Origin of the sequence: Niastella sp. (assembly GCF_045805085.1) — a bacterium.
In the GTDB taxonomy this organism is placed as follows: Bacteria; Bacteroidota; Bacteroidia; order Chitinophagales; family Chitinophagaceae; genus Niastella.
Genome location: NZ_JBJMLX010000241.1, coordinates 1 through 19702 on the forward strand (window position 1 = coordinate 1; position 19702 = coordinate 19702).

General features: G+C 46.9%; 16 protein-coding genes. 9 read left to right on the top strand and 7 right to left on the bottom strand.

Going from position 1 to position 19702, the window contains the following annotated elements; all coding sequences use genetic code 11:
- On the top strand, nt 1-195 hold a 195-nt coding region (locus ACJ751_RS12285; RefSeq protein ID WP_407745790.1), incomplete at its 5' end, for an amidohydrolase family protein.
- A 69-nt stretch (nt 196-264) separates the two neighbouring features.
- Here the strand turns inward: ACJ751_RS12285 and ACJ751_RS12290 are convergent.
- The 4 genes from ACJ751_RS12290 to ACJ751_RS12305 all read right to left on the bottom strand — a co-directional run bounded on the left by ACJ751_RS12290 (nt 265) and on the right by ACJ751_RS12305 (nt 2924).
- Complete coding sequence (locus ACJ751_RS12290; protein ID WP_407745791.1) at nt 265-639, bottom strand: YybH family protein; 375 nt, start codon at nt 637-639, stop codon at nt 265-267.
- A gap of 28 nt (nt 640-667) precedes the next feature.
- Nucleotides 668-1429 (bottom strand): isocitrate lyase/phosphoenolpyruvate mutase family protein, encoded by a 762-nt coding sequence (locus ACJ751_RS12295; protein WP_407745792.1) that lies wholly within the window; start codon nt 1427-1429, stop codon nt 668-670.
- Between the two features lie 94 nt (nt 1430-1523).
- Nucleotides 1524-2363 (bottom strand): helix-turn-helix domain-containing protein, encoded by an 840-nt coding sequence (locus tag ACJ751_RS12300; RefSeq protein ID WP_407745793.1) that lies wholly within the window; start codon nt 2361-2363, stop codon nt 1524-1526.
- 204 nt (nt 2364-2567) lie between these two features.
- Nucleotides 2568-2924, bottom strand: a complete 357-nt coding sequence (locus ACJ751_RS12305; RefSeq protein ID WP_407745794.1) for a VOC family protein — start codon at nt 2922-2924, stop codon at nt 2568-2570.
- Between the two features lie 261 nt (nt 2925-3185).
- On the opposite strand from ACJ751_RS12305, the gene ACJ751_RS12310 reads away from it, so the two are divergent.
- Both ACJ751_RS12310 and ACJ751_RS12315 read left to right on the top strand, forming a co-directional pair.
- Complete coding sequence (locus tag ACJ751_RS12310) at nt 3186-4049, top strand: helix-turn-helix transcriptional regulator (protein WP_407745795.1); 864 nt, start codon at nt 3186-3188, stop codon at nt 4047-4049.
- Nucleotides 4050-4219: 170 nt separating this feature from the next.
- Nucleotides 4220-5080, top strand: a complete 861-nt coding sequence (locus ACJ751_RS12315) for a hypothetical protein (protein ID WP_407745796.1) — start codon at nt 4220-4222, stop codon at nt 5078-5080.
- A gap of 156 nt (nt 5081-5236) precedes the next feature.
- On the opposite strand, the gene ACJ751_RS12320 is transcribed toward ACJ751_RS12315, so the two are convergent.
- Entirely contained in the window at nt 5237-7549 is a 2313-nt protein-coding gene (locus ACJ751_RS12320; RefSeq protein WP_407745797.1) for a S8 family serine peptidase, read from the bottom strand.
- A 346-nt stretch (nt 7550-7895) separates the two neighbouring features.
- Here ACJ751_RS12320 and ACJ751_RS12325 point away from each other — a divergent pair, with 346 nt between their 5' ends.
- The 5 genes from ACJ751_RS12325 to ACJ751_RS12345 all read left to right on the top strand — a co-directional run bounded on the left by ACJ751_RS12325 (nt 7896) and on the right by ACJ751_RS12345 (nt 17159).
- The gene (locus ACJ751_RS12325) at nt 7896-8882 is read left to right on the top strand and encodes a hypothetical protein (protein WP_407745798.1); all 987 of its coding nucleotides are present in this window, start codon (nt 7896-7898) and stop codon (nt 8880-8882) included.
- A 92-nt stretch (nt 8883-8974) separates the two neighbouring features.
- Nucleotides 8975-10450: a PP2C family protein-serine/threonine phosphatase gene (locus ACJ751_RS12330; protein WP_407745799.1), complete on the top strand. Its 1476-nt coding sequence runs from the start codon at nt 8975-8977 to the stop codon at nt 10448-10450.
- A 3-nt stretch (nt 10451-10453) separates the two neighbouring features.
- A complete protein-coding gene (locus ACJ751_RS12335; protein ID WP_407745800.1) occupies nt 10454-12229 on the top strand; it encodes a serine/threonine-protein kinase in 1776 nt (591 codons plus the stop codon).
- Nucleotides 12230-16249 (top strand): FtsW/RodA/SpoVE family cell cycle protein, encoded by a 4020-nt coding sequence (locus ACJ751_RS12340; RefSeq protein WP_407745801.1) that lies wholly within the window; start codon nt 12230-12232, stop codon nt 16247-16249.
- A 40-nt stretch (nt 16250-16289) separates the two neighbouring features.
- A complete protein-coding gene (locus ACJ751_RS12345) occupies nt 16290-17159 on the top strand; it encodes a hypothetical protein (RefSeq protein ID WP_407745802.1) in 870 nt (289 codons plus the stop codon).
- A 175-nt stretch (nt 17160-17334) separates the two neighbouring features.
- On the opposite strand, the gene ACJ751_RS12350 is transcribed toward ACJ751_RS12345, so the two are convergent.
- Complete coding sequence (locus ACJ751_RS12350) at nt 17335-17742, bottom strand: nuclear transport factor 2 family protein (protein WP_407745803.1); 408 nt, start codon at nt 17740-17742, stop codon at nt 17335-17337.
- A 508-nt stretch (nt 17743-18250) separates the two neighbouring features.
- Here ACJ751_RS12350 and ACJ751_RS12355 point away from each other — a divergent pair.
- Complete coding sequence (locus ACJ751_RS12355) at nt 18251-18682, top strand: response regulator (RefSeq protein ID WP_407745804.1); 432 nt, start codon at nt 18251-18253, stop codon at nt 18680-18682.
- Here ACJ751_RS12355 and ACJ751_RS12360 read toward each other — a convergent pair.
- Nucleotides 18669-19646 (bottom strand): Gfo/Idh/MocA family protein, encoded by a 978-nt coding sequence (locus ACJ751_RS12360; RefSeq protein WP_407745805.1) that lies wholly within the window; start codon nt 19644-19646, stop codon nt 18669-18671. The genes ACJ751_RS12355 and ACJ751_RS12360 overlap by 14 nt on opposite strands.
- Nucleotides 19647-19702 lie beyond the last annotated feature (56 nt).

Consider the following 19702-nt stretch of genomic DNA (forward strand, 5'->3'; position numbering starts at 1 on the left):
CTGGTAAATGCCGGGTTTGAAAAGCGTATACTATTTGGTTCCGATAACATGCTTTGGCCGGGCACAATAAAGATTGGTATTGATAATATTAACAATGCCCCTTTTCTTTCAGCAGAACAAAAGCGCGACATCCTTTTCAACAACGCTGCCAGGTTTCTGCGGTTAACTCCGCAAGAGATCCAACGCATGCAATAGTTGTGAATAAAGAGAAAGAGGCCCCCGCCTAAGCCGGAAAGCCTCCATTTTTTCATGGCTATACTTTTATTACATATTCTCCAACGCCCCAAAGGCATGGTCAATCACAATCTTCCAGGTGCCGTCCGGTTGTTGCTGCATCAACTCGATCCCTTTCGATTGTATCTTCACTTCATCGCCATCGGTGATGCTCCATTCCGATCTGCCTACGGCCAGGTTACCGGTTTGCAAACAATACACCGTTTTGATCTCCATTTTCCCTTTGATCGATAGAATGGCTTTTACCGCTGCTTCAAACTGTTCCCTGCCAGAAACGGGTTTGCCTGGTTCCGGTACAATGATGCCGTTATAATCGTACATACTTAATACAGTGGCAATGTCGCCTGTATTGAAAGCGGCTGCTAAGGTGGCGTGGGCATCCTGCGCCCTGGTTGGTAAATTCATGTTGTTATTTTTTATGGTTGATAAATGATTAGGCGAACAGTGGTGAAAAATCGTTGGCAGTTGTAATGGATTGGGTGAGAGCCGGGATACCGTCATACAACCGGTTAAATAAAAACGGACCCATACTCACCCGCTTTACACCCAGGCTTTGTAATGTTTTGAAGTCAGGCAATCCTGGGATACACATTACATTAATGGGCAGGGTAGTGCGGTTAACCGCTTCGGCAATGTCAGCTTCCGCGCTGATGCAGGGTAAGAAGATCCCATTGGCCCCTGCGGCCTCATATAATGGAATGCGTGCCAGCGTTTCGGCTTGTTTGTTGGCTACATTCAGCAGGTAGGTGTCGCAACGAACATTGATAAACACATCCAGGTGGTCGTTAGCCAGTTTGCCTTTTATAAAAGCAATTCTTTCGGCAAACTGGTGGGCGTTTTGTAGCTTTCTTTCATTGGATTGAATGGTTGAGTCTTCGATGTTAATACCGGCAACACCCAACTCAGCCAGTTGGCGAACATTGGCATAAATAGCTTCATGGGTATTTCCATAGCCCATCTCCAGGTCTACCGTTACCGGAATTTGTACGGTGGCTAAAATTCTGCGAATGATAAAAAGGTAATTGTCAAAGGGCATGGCTTCTCCATCTTCATACCCCAGGCTATTGGCTACGGCTGCACTGGAGGTAGCTACTGCCGGGAAGTTCTCCTGCTGAAAACGCAAGGCGCTTTTAGGGTTCCAGGCATTGGGTAAAATAAAAAAGGACTGATGTAATTGTTTAAAGCGGACTGTCATAGCTGATATCTTTTAGTGTTCTTTGTTTTCGTTTACAGAACAAAGTTATCAACCTTTAAAAAGAAGAAATTGTATAAAACGGAAGAAACGTAAATTAAACCAGCACAGGTGAAGTTTCGGCTGGTTGTACAGTAGCCAGCGTAACCGGGGAATTATTAATGGAGTAGCCCGATGGGGTAGTGCCGGTAAATGCTTTGAACTCTTTTATAAAATGCGACTGATCGGCATAACCGCATTCATAGGCAATATCAGTTAAGGAAGTGTTCCTGTTTCTAACCAGGCGCAGGCTGTGCTGAAACCGGTTGATCTGACTGTATAATTTTGGTGTTAACCCGGTGTATTGTAAAAATAATTGTTGCATATAGCGGGCCGAAATACCATAGCGCGTGGCAATGGTTTCCATGGTCTCATAAATATCCTGATGGCGGAGTTCGTACATCAGGTCTTTCACTACATCCACTTTACCTAATCTTTTGCCCGCATGTTCTATCTGTTGCAATAAATACGCTTCCAGCAAGGCGATGCGTTTGTTCCAGGTCTTTGTTTCCCGTAACTGTTCCTGTAAAGTATTTACTGATTTATCTGCTATAGCGCCATAATCGATAACCTGGTTGTTAAACAAATTGACTTTGTCGGGTAGAATACTGGCCGCGGCATGCGGATAAAAGCGGGCACCCAGCATGGTATTGCGGCCTATAGATCGTACGGGCAGGGGGCGATTGAGTTGTCCCCATAACTCGATAGGTGGGGTGGTGACAAATTCATCACCAGGTTGGGTTTGCCAGTTCCCATTACCCAGGTTAAAAACGATTTCCATACAACCACAGGGGAACACCGTATCCCCAAATGTTACGTGGCTCGATGACTCATACACGTAGTAACATTTTACATACTGTTGTAACAGTTGGCCCGGCTTTATTTCATAATAGGTCATGGTAATATGGTTCTAAAGATACACGAAAATACCAACTGCCTTCTGGTTCAAATTGTATAAATCGGAAGAAAACGGGAACGCGGAACGCCAAACGCAGAACGCGGGATCCCGGAAAAGGGTTTTAAGCGTTAAGCGTTGAGCCCATCTGAAGGCCAGCCCGAAAGATTTCATAATGGCGGGAATTCATCCGGGCGAATATTACCCTTATCTGTTAACCAATCCTACCAGGTTTCCTTCGGGGTCGGTAAACCAGGCAAATTGTTTGTTGTTGGGTAATATAACCGGCCCTACCACTTTTTTGCCGCCTGCTTCCAGGATCTTCGACAGGCTTTCGTTTATGTCGTCTACCTGGATGTAGAATAATACATAATTGTGAGGATCATGCCCTAATGAAGTGATCTGTCCCTGAATACCTTCTTCCGTATTCGTATTGATGAGTGAGGCCATGGGAATGCCGGTTGGCGTCCAGCCAAAGAGATCTGAATAAAATGTAGCTGTTTTGGGTAGGTCTTTACAACCTATCTCAAAAAAGACAACCGGGTTGCTGGTTAGCGCTGTCATATTGTGTAAGTTTTTTTTATAGTTGTGCTTGTAGCGGAAGACGATCAATGTTTGTGCGAAGGATAATGGAAAAATTGTCTACTATAATTTACTGAATTTTACGCTATTGGCCAATAGCATTATACCCAGCGCATCGGAAACATTTGCCCTCATGTTAACTTTAAAAAAGCCGCCCAATTTAATCGACTGCGAATGAGGGTATTATTTATATGAGTAAACATTATGAATGACCCTTATTTAAGGAATTCTTTACTTTGCATCATGTTAGTACGGTTTCCCACCTCATCAGATAATAAAGAAGATTTAGGCGTGCTCCAACTGGGGAATACGCCGCTGGCCCGGTACAGAAGGGCAACTGCTGCCGGTAAAAGAACCAGTTTTATCACCGAGCACACCCTCATTTTTGTGCTGCATGGCCATAAGTTCCTGCATTTGGAAGAACAAACCCATACGGCCGAAGCCGGTCACCTGGTTTTGTTAAAGCGCGGCATTTATGCCCTGTCTGAATTTGTGCCGGATGGCCTGAACTATGAAGCCCTGCTGTTATTTTTTTCCGATGATTTTGTAAAGAAATTCCTGCATACCCACCAGTTAACAACGGCGCAATCTCCGGCAGCAACAGGGGCGCACCTGGTTATTCCCACCAATGAATTACTGAACGGATTTAAAACGCAGTTCATGGGCTATTTTGGGAAACAACTCCCTGGACTGGAAAGCATCTTACAATTAAAATTGCAGGAATTAATGTTGTTGTTGCTGGCTGGTCCGCAGGGACAACTGGTAAGGGCGTTCTTTCAAAGCATTGCCTTTGGCCAGCCGATTGACATTGATTTTATTGTGCGTAAGCACCTGTTTCAGCCACTTTCGCTGGAAGAACTGGCGAAGCTTTCAGGACGCAGCCTTGCTTCTTTTAAACGCGATTTTCAGCAACAATACAACAGTGCGCCCAAAAAATGGATCAACGAACAACGGCTGGAACATGCCCGGCTGTTACTGCTCCATTCCGGTAAAAATGTGTCGGAGGTAGCGCTGGAGTGTGGCTTTGAGAATAGCCCGCATTTTATCAAAATATTTAAGCAAAAGTTTGGGGTTACGCCTAGGCGGGTTGACGAGTTGATCAGTTGACGAGTTGACCAGTTAACACGTTAACAAGTTGACAAGAAAGAAGATGGTTAGGAGGGCCTTTCTTCCCTTTGCCCTTTGCCTTTTGCCCTAAAAAGGGCAATAATTTGAGCTTTTACCGTTATTATAAGCACGTCCGGATAAAATATCTTAGCGGTATTAAATTAAATCAGATGAAACCTTTAATCTCGTTTTTGACAAGTATGGTGTTGGTTATTAACACCATGGCGCAGGATAGCACGGCTTTGGCAAATCCCGAAAGCGTAATCTCCGATGGGAAGTTCCTATATGTAACCAATATTGGTAAGGCCCTCGATCCAACCGCAAAGGATGGGGACGGCTTTATCAGCAAATTATCGCTCGACGGTAAAATGATTGAACCCAGATTCAATACTACAAAATTGAATGCGCCCAAAGGAACCGCTATTATCCGGGGCATGTTGTATGTAGCTGATATAGATCGCGTGATTGGTTTCGAACTGGCTACCGGTAAACAATTTGCTGAGATCAACCTGAGTCCTGTTACCGGATCCGCTTTTTTAAATGACCTCACTACCATGGATGATTTCACGTTGTTTGTTTCGTGTACCGATGTGGGCAAGATTGCTGAAGTGAATATAAGAACAGGCAATGTACGGGTTATTGCCGATGTAAAAGGCGCCAATGGTATCACCTACGATAAAGCAACCAACCGCCTGTATACCTGCAGTTTCGATTTTCAAAACATGAAGGGTGGTGAACTGGGTGTTATCACCTGGAAAAACCATATCCCCGCGTATGAAAAAATTGGCGACGTTCATGGCGCTTTTGACGGACTGGCGCTGCTCGATGATCATACCCTGATAGTTTCTGACTGGGGCGCCATAGATCATCCCGCTGGTTTTGTAGAAAAGGTTGATCTTAAAACAAAACAAGCTACCAAATTCGATTGGCCGGTAATCAATGGCCCTGCCGATTTTTATTTAAATGCCAGCGAGAAGAAGATCTATATCCCTGCTCTCGTTGAAGGAAAGCTGGTGATACAACAGTTGTAAGGCAGACGGCAGACGGGAAAGTCATTCGCGGCAACGCCGCAAGCGTTAGTAAAATACTAAAAGAAAAGCCTTGAGGGTGTCTCCCCAAGGCTTTTTCTTTATCACAATGCTATGCTTTTCTTTTGCCTTTTTCTTTCTGCCGTCTGCCGTTTGCCATTACTCCAAAAGCACCACCGCAAAATCCTGCGGCCCATTCGGTATATTAGACGCTACCACATCCAACCGCCAGTTCCCTGCTGATGGCTTATCAATTTCAATCACTTCTACATTATTGATGGTATCCAGTTTGGCTGCACCGCCGCCTGATTGATTACCCGTGTATTTCTTTCCATTGGGTCCTGTCAATATCAGGTTCAGGTTATTCACCAGTGACAAACCAGGATAATCGCTATAGGCCAATACTATTTTCAATTTATCTGATCCCGCTTTTATGGCGATAGGGATAGTATGTACTTCGCCTGTATGTAATCCTTTATCAACATCGATGAAAGTTGCGGTTGCTTTGGCTGGTGACAATACCGCATCGAGGTTTACGCGGCCATAGCCCTGGTGATTATCTACCAGTGCGCCATTGGCGGCTGTGGCGGGTAACCGGATGGCGCCGGCAATAAGCGTGGCCTTTAACAACGCTGCCGATGGCTTCTCGATCTTTTGTTTGGTGCGCAGGTATTCACGGATCAGGGCTACGGCGCCGGCAGTGAGCGGTGTTGCCATACTGGTTCCACCCATAAAGAAATATTTTTTGCTCGGCGTAAACGGCGCCCATGCGGTATTGTTAGGCGCTATCATGGTGCTTCGGGTGGAGAGGATCCAGGTGCCCGGCGCTACCACATCTGGTTTGAACCGTTTATCCCGGGTAGGACCGCGGCTGCTGAATGCCACCACCTGGTCGGGCTGATCGGCCATCGGTGCATTTTTATAAGGCGCCACCGGGTAATCGGTCGGCCACCAGTCGCCATACACTTCATTGTTGAATTTGATGCGTTTGTTTTCGCAGGCGCCTACCGTGATACAATTCTTGGCGGTAGCGGGAGAAGTTACGCTCATCTCATTGATCTTGCCATCGCCGTCTTTGTCGGTGCCATCGTTGCCGGCAGCTACCAGGATGCAAAAGTCTTTATGGTCCCAGATAAACTGATCGAGCTGGCGGCTTTGTTCATCATACTCACCCGGTTTGCCACCACCCCAGGAGTTGGAATGAATGCGGGCGCCCTTTTGATATGCCTGTCCAAACAGGTTGTTCAAATCGGTTGGAATTCCTGCCAGCAGGTAACGGCCATAACTCTGCAGATTGTTGGGGTCCTTCCAATCCAGTTCCTGTTCCACCGCCTGAAACACCAGATTGGCATTGTAGGCGAGTCCGCGGATAGGGCCTGCGGTGCCTGACAACCCTTTTGAGTTGGCGCCGTTACTTAGCACCGAACCGGCCACATGCGTGCCATGGCCACTGTCCAGATCGGCCGGACCGTCATCACCACCGGGGTTATTGATATAGGTGTCGTAGTCGGTGGTGATGGGATAGCTTTTTATCCACTTAATGCGTTTGTCAAAATCTTTATGAATGTTTTTGGGATCGCCGGTGTCTAAACCGGTATCGCAAATGCCGATGATCTCGCCTTTACCACTCAACCCCAGGCTGCCGTTTGTTTTGCCCATTGTCAATGCAGTGCCCATAATACCGGCGGCTACATCATTGCTGGGGCGGTTGATGGCCCGTTCGTTTATGCGGCGCACGCCATGCACAGTACTTAGTTTTAAGATGCGATCTGGTTTGGCTGTTTCCACTATCAGCAGCTTGCCCTTCACCTCTTTGCCAAGCACCTTGAAACCCAGTTTCTTTACTTCGGGCAGGCCATTGGTTACATCCTTCGGTCCAAAAAATTCTACCGTGTATACACCCGGTATCGTTTTCGTTCTTGGCAATGTAGTGGCGCTTTTTTTGCGTGGGGTGGAACCGCCCTCCAGCTTTTTCAACAATGTTCTTTCAATCCTTGACTCGTATGGTAAATGACCGGCCCAGCGTACATAGGGCAGACTGATCACCTTTTGCATTTGATTCAGGGTGGCCCGAACGATCCAGGTAAAGCCGCCATAGGGATCGCGCAATTCACCACCCGCTTTTTTTACGCCCGACAACCAGGTTTGTTTTACCGGTCCAATAAATTGAACCAGGTAATGATGCTTGCCTGCCGGGGGCATCTTTTTATCTTTTCCCGTATAGGCAGGATGGTCGACGGCTTTACCGCTTTCCAAAAGGCGGGGAATGGAGGTGTCGATGTCGCCCGTACCGGTTTTAATGCGGTACTCATCGGTAATGTCTTCAAACAAAAGGTCTTTCGCAACACTTTTTACTTTGTTCGATGGCACTTCTGTTAACACAAAACCATCATAGGTTTCAACGATGGGATAACCGTTGAGCTGCTCCGTGCGCTCATCGGCAGTGGTAAAAATTTTAAGCATTCTGTTCATAAACATGTTTTGTTAACTGGTTAATGAATCAGTGTTCTTGTGAAAAGGTATTTTATTGTGTGTAAACAGGCAACGGTATAATCACGGTATTTATTAAGTAGAGCTACTTGAAAGGCAGTTTATTAGTTGTTGAACTAACAAACTAAAGAACCAAATAACTTAAACTTAATACAACGTTAAATCACGTACAGAGAAATGTTAAATAAAAACTGGCAGGATTTTCTTACTATCAAAGACTGTTCCAAAGAGAAACATTAGGTTTTCTTTACGAAGCGCTTGTTCCCAAAACAATTATTTTTAATTCGTATAAATGATAGCTGTAAACCGAGTAAAATCAGGGAATCCCATGAAGAAAAAATCTGGAGATTTTTTTGCGGCCCTTAAATCAATAATACTACCGGAAAGCAATGACCATCGTCCCGCCAATGGTCCGGTTACGAACAACGTTATCTTAAAAGAATTGCTGGATTGTTTTGAAAATTCGTGTAAACGCGAATCGGTTGGCAAGAGTTTGTTGTTCAACATGCATTACCTCATCATCCTGCACCCCGAAGTATACGAAGAGCGGTTGCCCTCACTTCCCATTATAGTAAAAGAAGCGCTGAAAGCTTTCTACAATAACCTGAAACGTTATAAAAAGAATTATGAGGAACTGTCGCCTGTGTCGTTTCACTGGCAGTTCAGGTTTGCACCCGGTACCGATTTCAACCAGGAAAAAATAGCAACAGACGATGTGCGCGTGGTTGGCATGTTAACAGGGTTGAAGCCGATCGGCAGCGGTGGCAACGACCGCCACAATACGGCGAAGGTGACTATGAAGTCGAAAGCTACCAATGTGTTTGATAAAATGGATATCAACCTCGATGTGTTGCGGCATTTACATTTTGCCGAGAATGGCACCTTCACGGTGAAGTTCAATCCCGAGCTGAACGTAACCAATGTGGCGGTCACCAATAACACGGTTCAGAAAACGGCCCGCAATGCCGACGCCGGACTGGCACGCATTGAATGTTACATGGCCGATAAGAGTAAAGAATTAGTATACATCATGAAGGATACGGAGATCGTAATTGCGCGTAAGGAACCGGAGAACCTGGGCTACAGCAATTACCTGTTGATTGAATCGGGGTTTGTCTCGAACCCGCATGCCCGCATTCGGTGGAATGAAGCGCAGCAGTCGTTCCAGATCGCTTCCTTCAGCAATAACGAAACGCGGGTAAATGAAACGGTGATCGCAAAAAGCGAAGCCGGTGATCCGCGCTGGTTCGATCTGACCGACAAAAGCCAGGTACTGTTAAACGGCATGGTAACGCTTACCCTTAAACAGCTTTAAACGATCTATGATTAACACCATCTCATCCATAGCATTGTTTGTGTTTGTGCTTATTTTATTGTTACGGCATTTTAAAAACCTGCCACGATAATATGAAAACTATTTTGCTTAGTGGCAATACGCATCCCGGGATGCGGCGAACGGAAAATGAAGATACCTTCACCTGCCGCCAGTTATGGTCGCCCGATAAGGCCTTGCTGGTAGTGGTGGATGGAGTAGGAGGTTATGCCGGTGGGAAACGCGCCGCGGCTATTGCCCGGGATTCTATTGACCAGTACATGCTTACGCCCAAGGGCGATACGCTTACCATGTTGCGCGAAGCCGTGATCTTTGCCAATAACCGAATTGCCGAAGAACGGATGCTGAATCCAAAGTTTGGCGAGATGTGTTGCGTACTAACGGCAGCCGTGGCCGATGCCTCGGCTGGCATTGTTTATTTTGTGCATGTGGGCGATACCCGCCTGTACCGTTACCGCAAAGGCGAGCTGCAAAAATTGACAAAAGACCATTCCTTTGTTGGGTTACGCGAAGATGCCGGTGAGATCACCGAACGCGAAGCCATGAACCATCCGCAACGCAACCAGATCCTGCGCGAGGTAGGGTCTTCCATTCACCGCATCGACGATGAAGATTTTATGCAGTATGGTAAAGACGAACTGCTGCCGGGTGATGGCCTGCTGTTATGCAGCGATGGCCTTACCGATATGGTCACCGCCAAACAAATAGCGGAGATCCTGGCCACCAGCGCTGCCCTGACTACCAAGGTCAATAATATCATAGCGCTGGCCAATGAAATGGGCGGCCATGATAATATCACCGTGGTGCTGTTGAAGAACAACCGCGCCAAACAGCCGGCGCAACCTGTGAATGGCGCCAAAGCAAAAAAAACTGTTAAAACAAAACCCGATACAACAGCTATAACACTCCCTGCGTCTATTGATAAATCCATAGATGAATCAAACAAGCCGGCGCAACCGGAAACTACACCTGTTAAAAGATCAGGCAGCAGTAACAAATGGTTAAAGTGGAACGTACCGGTGATCGTGTTGCTGGCAGCAAGCTCCTGGTTCTTTTTCTCCCGCAACAATGAAACCCCATCTACCACACCCGATAAACCAACGAATGTGCAGGAAGTAAGATCGGTTGACGATACAGTACGCAAAATGCCCGCTACTATTTTCAGCGGACAACATGCCGCGGCATCGGGCCCCGGGGTAACGCAAGCGCCGGATACCCTTCGGTTGTCGGCCACTACTAACCTCGTGGCAGTGCAGCGTTATGCCGATAGTGTGGGGAACACCGTACTGTTGTTGCCAGCTAAAGAAAAAGTTAATCATTTCGCAGCGGTGGAAATTAACAAGGCTTCTGCTAAAGCAGGTGATACCTTAGTAATAAGAAACCTGCGCATGAAAGGGTTTGAAGTTGGCATCAAAGTGAGTATTCCGGTTCATGTAAAGCTGGAGAATACATTTTTTGAAAACGTTAAGTATCCTGTGAGTAACCAGGTTAAACCTGATAGTACCAATAAAAGTCTGTCTGTACAGGTAGTCAGCACAGAGATGCAATAATATATGGCAACTTCAATTTTTAAAGAATACTTCAAAGGATACGAGATCCTGGGTGAGATCGGCAGGGGCAATGCCCGCGTGCTGAAAGCAAGGCACCTGGAATCGGGTAGCCTGGTTGCCATCAAGCACTTTGCCTTTAATACCGATGCCGATACGCTGCGCCGTTTTCAACGCGAGTCGGAGATCATGAAATCCATTCAGCATGATCACATCGTAAAAATAGTAGACGTTCACCTCGATGCGGAACTGCCCTATATTGTGATGCAACTGATAGAGGGGGGTGATGTACGCCGGTTATTAAAAGACCGGGGTACGCTGGAGGTGGACACCGTGATCCAGTTGGCGCAACACATGACCGACGCCCTCGACGCCATTCACGCCAAAGGCGTCGTGCATCGCGACATCAAGCCTGAGAACATCATGTACCGCCGCCTGCCCAATGGCGAGTTGCATTTCCTGCTAACCGATTTTGGCATCGCCAAACTCCGGGAACAAACCAATACGGTGACCGGTTCTTCCATGCTTACCTATGAGTATGCATCGCCTGAACAGTTCAGTCATGCCCGCACCGTATCAACACCTACCGATTATTATTCACTCGGGATTGTATTGTATGAATGTTTAACGGGCTCAGTGCCGTTTGCTTATAACAATGAAGACCTGTTATGGCACATCAACCGGGTAATTGAATGTCCCTTTCCGGAACTGCTATTGCCCGATAACCGGTTTTTGCCACCCAGCCTGTTGCAACTGTTACATGGCTTGCTGGCCAAACAAGCCGTTCACCGCCTGAGTGATACCGAACACGTTCGGCAGTTGCTGCAAAAGGCCTCGGTGGAAAATGCCCAGTCACGTTATGTGAAACCAACCGGCGCCGGCAAAACAAAAAAGGTGACGCAGGTACTTGAAAAAGCAAAAGTACCCGCCGCCGTAGCTGGTAAAAAGAAAGAGATCGTGTTCACCATCCTGGGCCTGCTGTTGTTCAGTGCGTTTATGATGGGCATGTGGGCCGTGTTCCCGAACAAGGAAGGGAAAGGGTCAGACGACGACAATGCTACAGTATTGCCGGTTGATTCGGTATCGGTTGCCCGGGTAAACCATAAAACGGTTCCCGCTCATAATAACAAAACCCTGATAACCCCCGTCGTGCATACAACACCAATAACGGACGTCAGCACCGTGGCCAATGCCGCTCCGGCTGCGCAAACCGATGCAGGCGTATCGTTGCAGAACGGGATGTATTACGATGATTTCAGCGATGATGTGGACAGCATTTGGGAAACCGGCCGGGATGAGAACAGCGAGTTTAAATTCTCGCATGGTAAATATATTATCAGGGGGTTGACGGATAGTTTAACCTACCACGCCACTGTAAAATTCGACCTGGATATCAATCGCAACTTCAGTGTATCGGCCAGCGCTACCCAATGGGGCAAGGATCCCGATGATGCCTATGGCATCAACTTTTGCGGCAACACCGAAAGCGATGCGTATTATGTGTATTACATCACCTCCAACGGCTTCTATGCCATCGGGTCTATGACCAACGGCGACTGGCAGCCGATCATTAACTGGACGCGCACTTCCAATATCCATCCCAACAATGAAATGAATACCCTGTCCATTGAAAAAAGAAACAATTCGATCTTCTTTTATATAAATGATAAAGTAGAAAATGTATTGCCCTTTACCGGTGGCTATGGTAATTGTTTTGGCTTGCGGGTGGATGGGGCACAGACAGTAGCATTTGACCAGTTAATTGTAAAAGGCTCCCGATAAATGGACACTCACCCGAAAAATATTCATAGTAACAAAGCGGAAGGCTGGTTGTTGTTAACCGGCGCCGCCGTGTTGATGCTCATACTCTTTGTAAAGTTATTCTTTACCCTGTCACCCGTCTTGACCCGCGCCAATGAAGCCTTGAGATCGGGCCGGGCCATCAAACTGGAAGCCGGGTTAAATAAAGACTCCTTAAGAAAGATCCTCACCACCGGGAACTTCTTTGCCGATGACCGTGATGTTGATATGCTGGTTGATTCTTTATCGATGCGTTTGATCACCGTGGGCAACGTGGATAACCTCGGCGCCATCAACAAAGGCGGTTTTGGTCTGGTAGCAACGGTTGAATGGAAAGCGCCCAACGCCGGGGTAGATTTTCAGGGCCGGTTAATAGCCTCGCGGCAACGCCTGGGTTTTGATTCGGTGTTGTACAATAAAGAATTGAAAGATCCTACTGCCTATCCGGCAACGGTGAATGTAGCAACGGGTTCGCATGAAATGGGTGGGCGGATTGTATTCCAGGATCAACCGATGGCCGGCACGCTGGTGCAATTGCGCGAACACATTGCCACGCTCGACGAAGATTCCCTCTACGATCATGTGCTGTATGCCCGCACCGATAATAATGGCGAATTTCATTTTACTGGTTTGGTAACCGATTCAGGCTATAGTGTGCTGCCGCTGAAACCCGGTTTTGAATTTGGCGCCCGCCAGGGGAGCGCCCGCTTAACAAAAGATAAGTTCTATACCTTCACAGGTAAGCCGCATAAAGTACGCCTCATCGGTCCCATCGCTTATGCACAAATGAAAGAAGACGGCGTATTGCTGGTGCGGACGCCGGATGAATTCACTACCTCTTATTGGCTGATTGTTGGCGGTTGTATCCTGGCCTTCTTCCTGGCGCATGTTATTTTATGGCTGCGCAAAAAAGAGCCCGATGTTTTTATTTTACCCTTGCTGCTGTTATTGTGCAGCATCTCTATCCTGCTATTGTTTAGTATCCAAAACCCGCTGACCGATACGCTTCATGCCGCACAAGCCTTGCAGGGAGTTATTATCGGCCTGGCGGGCTTTGTTGTTTTTGCGTTGATCGACATCCGTAAATTATATACCCGCTGGTGGTTCGACGCCCTGTTCAATTTCAAACAAAAGAATGTGTATGGCCTTCGTGGCTGGACCTGGCTGGTACTGGCCATCGGCATGGCGTTGCTGACCTTGTTGATTGGGACCGGGCCCGAGGGCAGTGGTGTGAAAGTAAATATTCAACTGGGTGGTTTTACCTTTCAACCCAGTGAGATCACCAAATACCTGTTGTTGTTATTCCTGGCCGGGTTCTTTGCCGCCAATGAAGAGAACATCCGCAATTTGTCAGATATCCGCTGGCGCTTCCTGGTTAGTCTGGGCGTGTTCGCAGGCGTTGGCGTTGTATTGGCCTTGTATTTATTGATGGGCGATATGGGTCCTGCGATGGTGATGTGTTTTACCTTTTTATTTTTCTATAGCATTGCCCGCGGCAATTTATTGCTGACGGTTTTGGCGGGGGTGGTGTATTGCGTGTTGTTGAACTATGTCCCCGGTTGGCTGGCGACGGCCATCAGTTTTGTGGCAGTCATTCTAACCATGATCATCCAACGCCAGGTAAAAACAGTAAAGTGGTATGGCGTGTTTGCCGCACTGGCCGATGCACCGGTGATCGTATTACTGGTGATAGCCGCCTTTGCTTTTGGCGATCAGCTGCCTGGTATTGGCGACCGGCTGGCCGATCGCAAGGCCATGTGGCTAAGCCAGTGGGATAATGACGTTTTTGGCGGCGATCACCTCGCGCACAGTTACTGGACATTAGCATCGGGCGGGTTAACCGGACAAGGGCCCGGCCGCGGTTTTCCCAATACCATGCCTGCTGCGCATACCGATATGATCCTGCCCAGCATTGGTGAAGAACTGGGCTGGCTGGGACTGGTAGCGGTATTCCTGGTGTTCGGCATGCTGATCCACCGGTCGTTTTTACATGCGCGCCGGGCAGGACAGCCGTTTAGTTTTTATTTGTGTGCGGGTATTGCCATTGCCACCGGGATCCAATTCCTGCTGATCGCCGGTGGCTCCATTGGGCTGATACCGCTCACGGGGGTCACTGTTCCTTTTCTTAGTTATGGAAAGATCTCGCTTATTGTAAACCTTGCCGCCATGGGTATTGTGGCGGGTATTTCTTCCCGGCCCGGACTGGCCATTCAAACTGAACACCTGCGGAAGTACTATGACTTTGTGCTGGGCACCGGGATCCTGTTCTTTTTAACAGGGCTTGCCACGTTAATGGTGAAACTGTACCAGGTGCAGGTAGTACAGAGTAAAGAAATTTTGGTAAGACCCGCACGTGTGATCAATCGCAATGGGTTGCCTATTTATAGTTACAACCCGCGCATCGATAAACTCACGCGCGTGCTGGCCGCTGGTTCTATCTGCGATCGCAATGGACTGGTGATCGCCACCAGCGAACCCGGCGTTATCAAAGATCATCTGGGTGATTATCTCGCCGCGGGCATCGATACCACGCGATTGGAAAACGAGTTGCAGAAAAGAGTCGTGCGCTTTTATCCTTTCGAAGAAGACCTGTTCTTCTGGACGGGCGATTACAACACCCGCCTGTTCTGGGGACAGGGCAATGGCTATTTTGCCGAGGCGCGTCACCTGACTTCTTTACGAGGGTATGCAACCAGTCCGGAAAAACGCGATTATGTAAGTACGGAATATCGCCCCGATAAATTCACGCGGCCGGTGCAAAAGACCATCAAGTTGGTGAGCTATGATTATTCACCATTGGTGGAAAGTCTGCAATCGGGCATCGATACCACCAATGAAGCCATCCGGAAAATAAAACACAAAGACCGCGATATTCATTTAACCCTCGATGCGGCCCTGCAAAAAGAGATCCAGGATTCCCTGCATAAAAGCAATTTTAAAAATGATCGCATAGCCGTGGTCGTGCTCGATGCAGGCTCAGGAGATCTGCTGGCTTCCGCATTGAACCCATTACCGGATTTGCAAATGCCCGATCTGATGTTGCTGCCCGATCGCGAACGCAATAAACTGCCCAAACCGGTTACCGATCGCGACCTGGGTTTGACCTATGCCACCGCGCCCGGTTCCACCGCAAAAATATTGACCGGCATGGCGGCCTTTAATAAAATGGGGCCCGATGCCGCCAAAGTAAAATACACCGATATCTATCGACCCGAGATCTTCCGCGATAACCCAACCGAGCAGGAGCCGTTTATTCCCAAGGTGAATTATGTGGATATGCATGAGGCCATCGTGAATTCGAGCAACATCTTCTTTATTCGCATGGCCAATGAGAACAGTCTGGAAGAACAGATGGCTGCCTTGTACCAGGCAACGGGAATGAATATCGATCAGCGAGGTGGGTACGACTTTGCACCTTCTACCAACAAGGTAAAACAAGCCGAAGACCTGGCCGACTGGCGCAAGGAAGTGATGAACCACGATCGCCGGGCCTATAACAATCCCAAATTAATGGGCACCAAGAACCGCTATCGCAGTCCGTTCTCGGGACTGGCCTGGGGGCAAAGTTCACTTACGGCCACACCAGCTTCTATGGCAAGGATGGCGGGCGCTATTGCCAATAACGGCGTGATGATGCCATCGCGGTATTTGCTGAAAGAAGCAGGCGTTAATCAGCCAATGGCCATAGGAGTAGATATTGCCGAAGATACCGCCTATGCAGGTACGCTAACGCGCTATATGATCGATCAGAGTAATCAGCCGGGAAAACAAAAGATAAAGAACATGGTAGTGGCCGGAAAATCAGGAACGCCGGAACGCGTGATCAATGGTGAGATAGAATCGGATGGGTGGTATGTGTTTTTTGCGCCTACGCCCGATCACCGCTCGCGCACCGTAACCTGTATAAGAATAGAGCGTGGAAAGGGTAGCTCCAATGCTGTGTTGGTAGCTAATTCTATTGCCAAAGTATTGGAGAAGAGAGGGTATATCGTGTCGTTTTAGGTTGCTACTACAATTAATCAATGCTTAATTAATAACCGCAATGAAAAACTTTTTTAAAAGGCTCCTTACTAACCCCACACCAGTAGGGCCTGAACATAGTGAAGCAGTACCAGCGAGCAGCCATTCACAACCGGCATTGTCTATACCTGCCACTAAAGCAAAGCGGGAAGAGATCATCAAATTCATCATAAACGGCTTAAAGCCCTACATCGATGAAAAAGGACATACCATTGCCGGTTTGCGGTTATACATCCTGTGCAATAATAAAGAATCGGAAGAAACGCTGAAGGTAGCATTGTGCGACGATATGCCCGGCATGTTCCAGAAAGATCACCTGGAACGCAAGCTGGTAAATAATTTCATTCAACTCGCAGGCGGCTGGTTCTTTGAACATCATCTGGTGACAGATAAACTGCCTGACTATTGCATCACCCATGGCAGTATGGGGTTGGAAGTGATCCGGCGCGGCCAGGACCTTTTTCAACAATATTCCGTGGCCCGCCTGCAGGTGCTGGTAGGACAAACGGAATTTCCCGAGTATGAATTAAATCCCAAACAACAAGTAAAATTCAATATAGGCAGAACAAAACATCCCAAACTCTCAACAGGTAAAATTCATACCAACGATATCGTGTTCTGGGCGCAGGACGATCCGCAATTCAATGCCCAAACCGGCATGGTTAACTTACATGTAAGCCGTAATCATGCCTATATTCTTTACAATCCCCAGCTCGATAAATTCTTCTTATTCCCCGACAAAGGCGGATTGCCCGAGAATGGCAACAAGACCCGCATTTATACTACGGATGATAAAGTGAAGTCGTTGAATGTGCCGGGCGTTTCTCACGAATTACAAAACGGAGATCAGATTGAATTAGGGGGAGCGGCGATTCTGGTATTTCTAAAGTGAATAGGTTATTAGATTCGTAGGTTATTAAGTTCGTAAGTCCAAAGTTGAAAGTTTAAGTTCATAGAATAACTAAAGAACTAATAAACTAACAAACTAACAAACTCAAAAACTTAATAACCTAATAACTTACGAACCTAACAACTTAAAACCACAAAAGCTTCACTTAATAATGTAATTAACTCTTCAACGCCCGGGAACATGCTAATGTATCGAAGCAATCACGGAAATGCACACATTCTTCATTGTCATTAAACTCAAACGTCATACACCAGAAGGTGGAGAAACGTTTGTTGTTATTGCGGGCCACTGCATTAAAATGACCGGAGGCAATAACCATGTTGCCGTTTTCAAGAATGTGTTCAACATTTAATTCTGTAATGTCCATCGCTTCGTCCATTTTACCGAAGAAAGTTTGTACATCGTCCGGGCCATGGTAAATGCCGGCAAAAGGAATATCGGGTTGTCCCATTACTTCCCAGATGCAGTCGCGGCTCAGGGTTTTCAGAATACTGTTGATGTCGCGGCGGTTGAAAGCATCATACAGTTGACTAACTTTTTGACCATAGTGCACTAACGTTTCCATAATCAATTTTTTGGAGGTGAATAAATGAAAGAAAAGAGCTCATGGTGCGGAAACAGTTATAAGCGGGATAAGAAATGAATTGGGATAAGATGATAAAAAAATAGCAGCGGGTATTAAATATACTACAATTTAAATGCGATCGGTACAGGTAATAATGGTTTTATTTTTTATCTGATAGTGGTCAGTAATACACATATTAAAGGTTTAACTTCGACTTAGTCATTGTCACCGTAAAATGACGGGAATTGATCGAAATTTTATGAAACATTTTTATTTTTCACATTACTGTATTAACTTACCTCTTGATTGAAATTAAGTAATAAGCCCTTAGACCAACTTTCAAATTCAGGATCACGGTTCTCTCTCTGATTATTAGTAAGTATTCTGTACCGATTAAGACACTGTTAGCTGTTTTTTTAGTAGGATGAAAAACCGAAGAAGTAGTCCTTGCGTGTAAATACCTCGTGTACTTACCTGATTTGTATTGTTTACTGTTATTACAAAAAAGATGAATCAAAAACCTTTTATTTTGATTGCGGATGATGACCAGGAAGACCGGTATTTGTTGCATACGGCGTTTGAGGAAATTGGTCGGTCAAATGACATCTACCTCGTTGAAAACGGGTTGCAGGTATTTAAATACCTGGAGACCTCGATTGAACAATCAGGCATGCCTTCCCTCATCGTGCTTGATCTGAACATGCCCATTCTCAATGGCATGGAAACGCTCTCCCGGTTGAAAGCGCATAACATTTACAAAACTATTCCCGTCATAATGTTCACTACCTCGGTGCATGAGGTGGAGAAAGAAAAATGCCTTGAAATAGGCGCGGCTGATTTTATAAAAAAGCCGGCCCGGTTTCAGCAAACCATTTTAACTGCCCGTTATTTACACGAGTCAGCCTCCGGCACGAGCCAGAAAGCCATTAAAGACTGCTAAGTCCGGCGTTTAATACCTTCTCAATAACTTTCATATTGTTTACAGCATCCTGTAATGGGGTGGGAACCGGGGTGTTGTTCAATACAGCAAGGGAGAACAGATCGCCTTGCAGGGTGTACTGGTCTACAGGATCGAATTTCATTTCTTCAGCACCCTCTTTTGTATGCAGCCATAACCGGATTACCTGGTTGGGTGGGGCATTGAAAGGGATCTCCATTTCAATGCGGCCTTCGGTGCCCATTATTTGAACCCGTTGATAAGGCATCAGCTGCGTACTGCAGGTAAAGGTGGCTGTACCGGCAGAAAATTCCAGTATGCCGGAAGTCATGGTGTCTGTTTGCAGCACCGGATCAATAGTAACATGACCCAATACCCGAACCGGTTCGCTGTTAAATAATAAGCGCGCCAGCGAAACGCAGTAACAGCCGATGTCCATCATGCCGCCGCCGCCGAGGTCTTTCTGGTTCCGGATATTATTGGGATCGGCATTATAATAAGAAAAGAAAGAATGAATGGTTTTCAGTTGGCCGATGCGGGCTTCATCAACCAGTTCTTTGGCGAGCACCCACTGCGGATGAAAACGGTACATGAACGCTTCCATCACTTTTATTTGGGGATGCTGCCGGGCCACTTTCAACAGCTCCATGGCGTCCTGCGAAGAAAGGCCGATCGGTTTTTCACACAGCACATGTTTGCCTGCCTTAATCGCTTTAATGGCCCACTCCACATGCAGGTGATTGGGCAGGGGAATGTACACCGCATCGATCGTATCATCCAACAATAACTCCTCGTACGATCCATAAACAGTGGGAATGTTGAGCTTTGCGGCCACTTCCCGCGCCTGGTCGATGTTTCGCGAAGCAATGGCGGTTACTACGCCGTGTTTACCGTGTTGCATGGCAGGGATCACTTTTTCACGGGCAATTTTGGCAGTGCTTAAAATACCCCAGCGAACTTTCGTCATGAAGAAAGGTTTGTTTAATAATCAAATATAAAAAGTTTCAGGTTACAGGTTTCATC

Excerpts from the sequence above, each read along its gene's own strand:
- ACJ751_RS12305 (WP_407745794.1), bottom strand. The coding sequence starts at position 2,924 with ATGACAGCGCTAACCAGCAACCCGGTTGTCTTTTTTGAGATAGGTTGT.
- ACJ751_RS12335 (WP_407745800.1), top strand. The coding sequence starts at position 10,454 with ATGGCAACTTCAATTTTTAAAGAATACTTCAAAGGATACGAGATCCTG.
- ACJ751_RS12315 (WP_407745796.1), top strand. The coding sequence starts at position 4,220 with ATGAAACCTTTAATCTCGTTTTTGACAAGTATGGTGTTGGTTATTAAC.
- ACJ751_RS12300 (WP_407745793.1), bottom strand. The coding sequence starts at position 2,363 with ATGACCTATTATGAAATAAAGCCGGGCCAACTGTTACAACAGTATGTA.
- ACJ751_RS12320 (WP_407745797.1), bottom strand. The coding sequence starts at position 7,549 with ATGAACAGAATGCTTAAAATTTTTACCACTGCCGATGAGCGCACGGAG.
- ACJ751_RS12330 (WP_407745799.1), top strand. The coding sequence starts at position 8,975 with ATGAAAACTATTTTGCTTAGTGGCAATACGCATCCCGGGATGCGGCGA.
- ACJ751_RS12295 (WP_407745792.1), bottom strand. The coding sequence starts at position 1,429 with ATGACAGTCCGCTTTAAACAATTACATCAGTCCTTTTTTATTTTACCC.
- ACJ751_RS12355 (WP_407745804.1), top strand. The coding sequence starts at position 18,251 with ATGAATCAAAAACCTTTTATTTTGATTGCGGATGATGACCAGGAAGAC.
- ACJ751_RS12325 (WP_407745798.1), top strand. The coding sequence starts at position 7,896 with ATGAAGAAAAAATCTGGAGATTTTTTTGCGGCCCTTAAATCAATAATA.
- ACJ751_RS12350 (WP_407745803.1), bottom strand. The coding sequence starts at position 17,742 with ATGGAAACGTTAGTGCACTATGGTCAAAAAGTTAGTCAACTGTATGAT.
- ACJ751_RS12310 (WP_407745795.1), top strand. The coding sequence starts at position 3,186 with ATGTTAGTACGGTTTCCCACCTCATCAGATAATAAAGAAGATTTAGGC.
- ACJ751_RS12360 (WP_407745805.1), bottom strand. The coding sequence starts at position 19,646 with ATGACGAAAGTTCGCTGGGGTATTTTAAGCACTGCCAAAATTGCCCGT.
- ACJ751_RS12345 (WP_407745802.1), top strand. The coding sequence starts at position 16,290 with ATGAAAAACTTTTTTAAAAGGCTCCTTACTAACCCCACACCAGTAGGG.
- ACJ751_RS12290 (WP_407745791.1), bottom strand. The coding sequence starts at position 639 with ATGAATTTACCAACCAGGGCGCAGGATGCCCACGCCACCTTAGCAGCC.
- ACJ751_RS12340 (WP_407745801.1), top strand. The coding sequence starts at position 12,230 with ATGGACACTCACCCGAAAAATATTCATAGTAACAAAGCGGAAGGCTGG.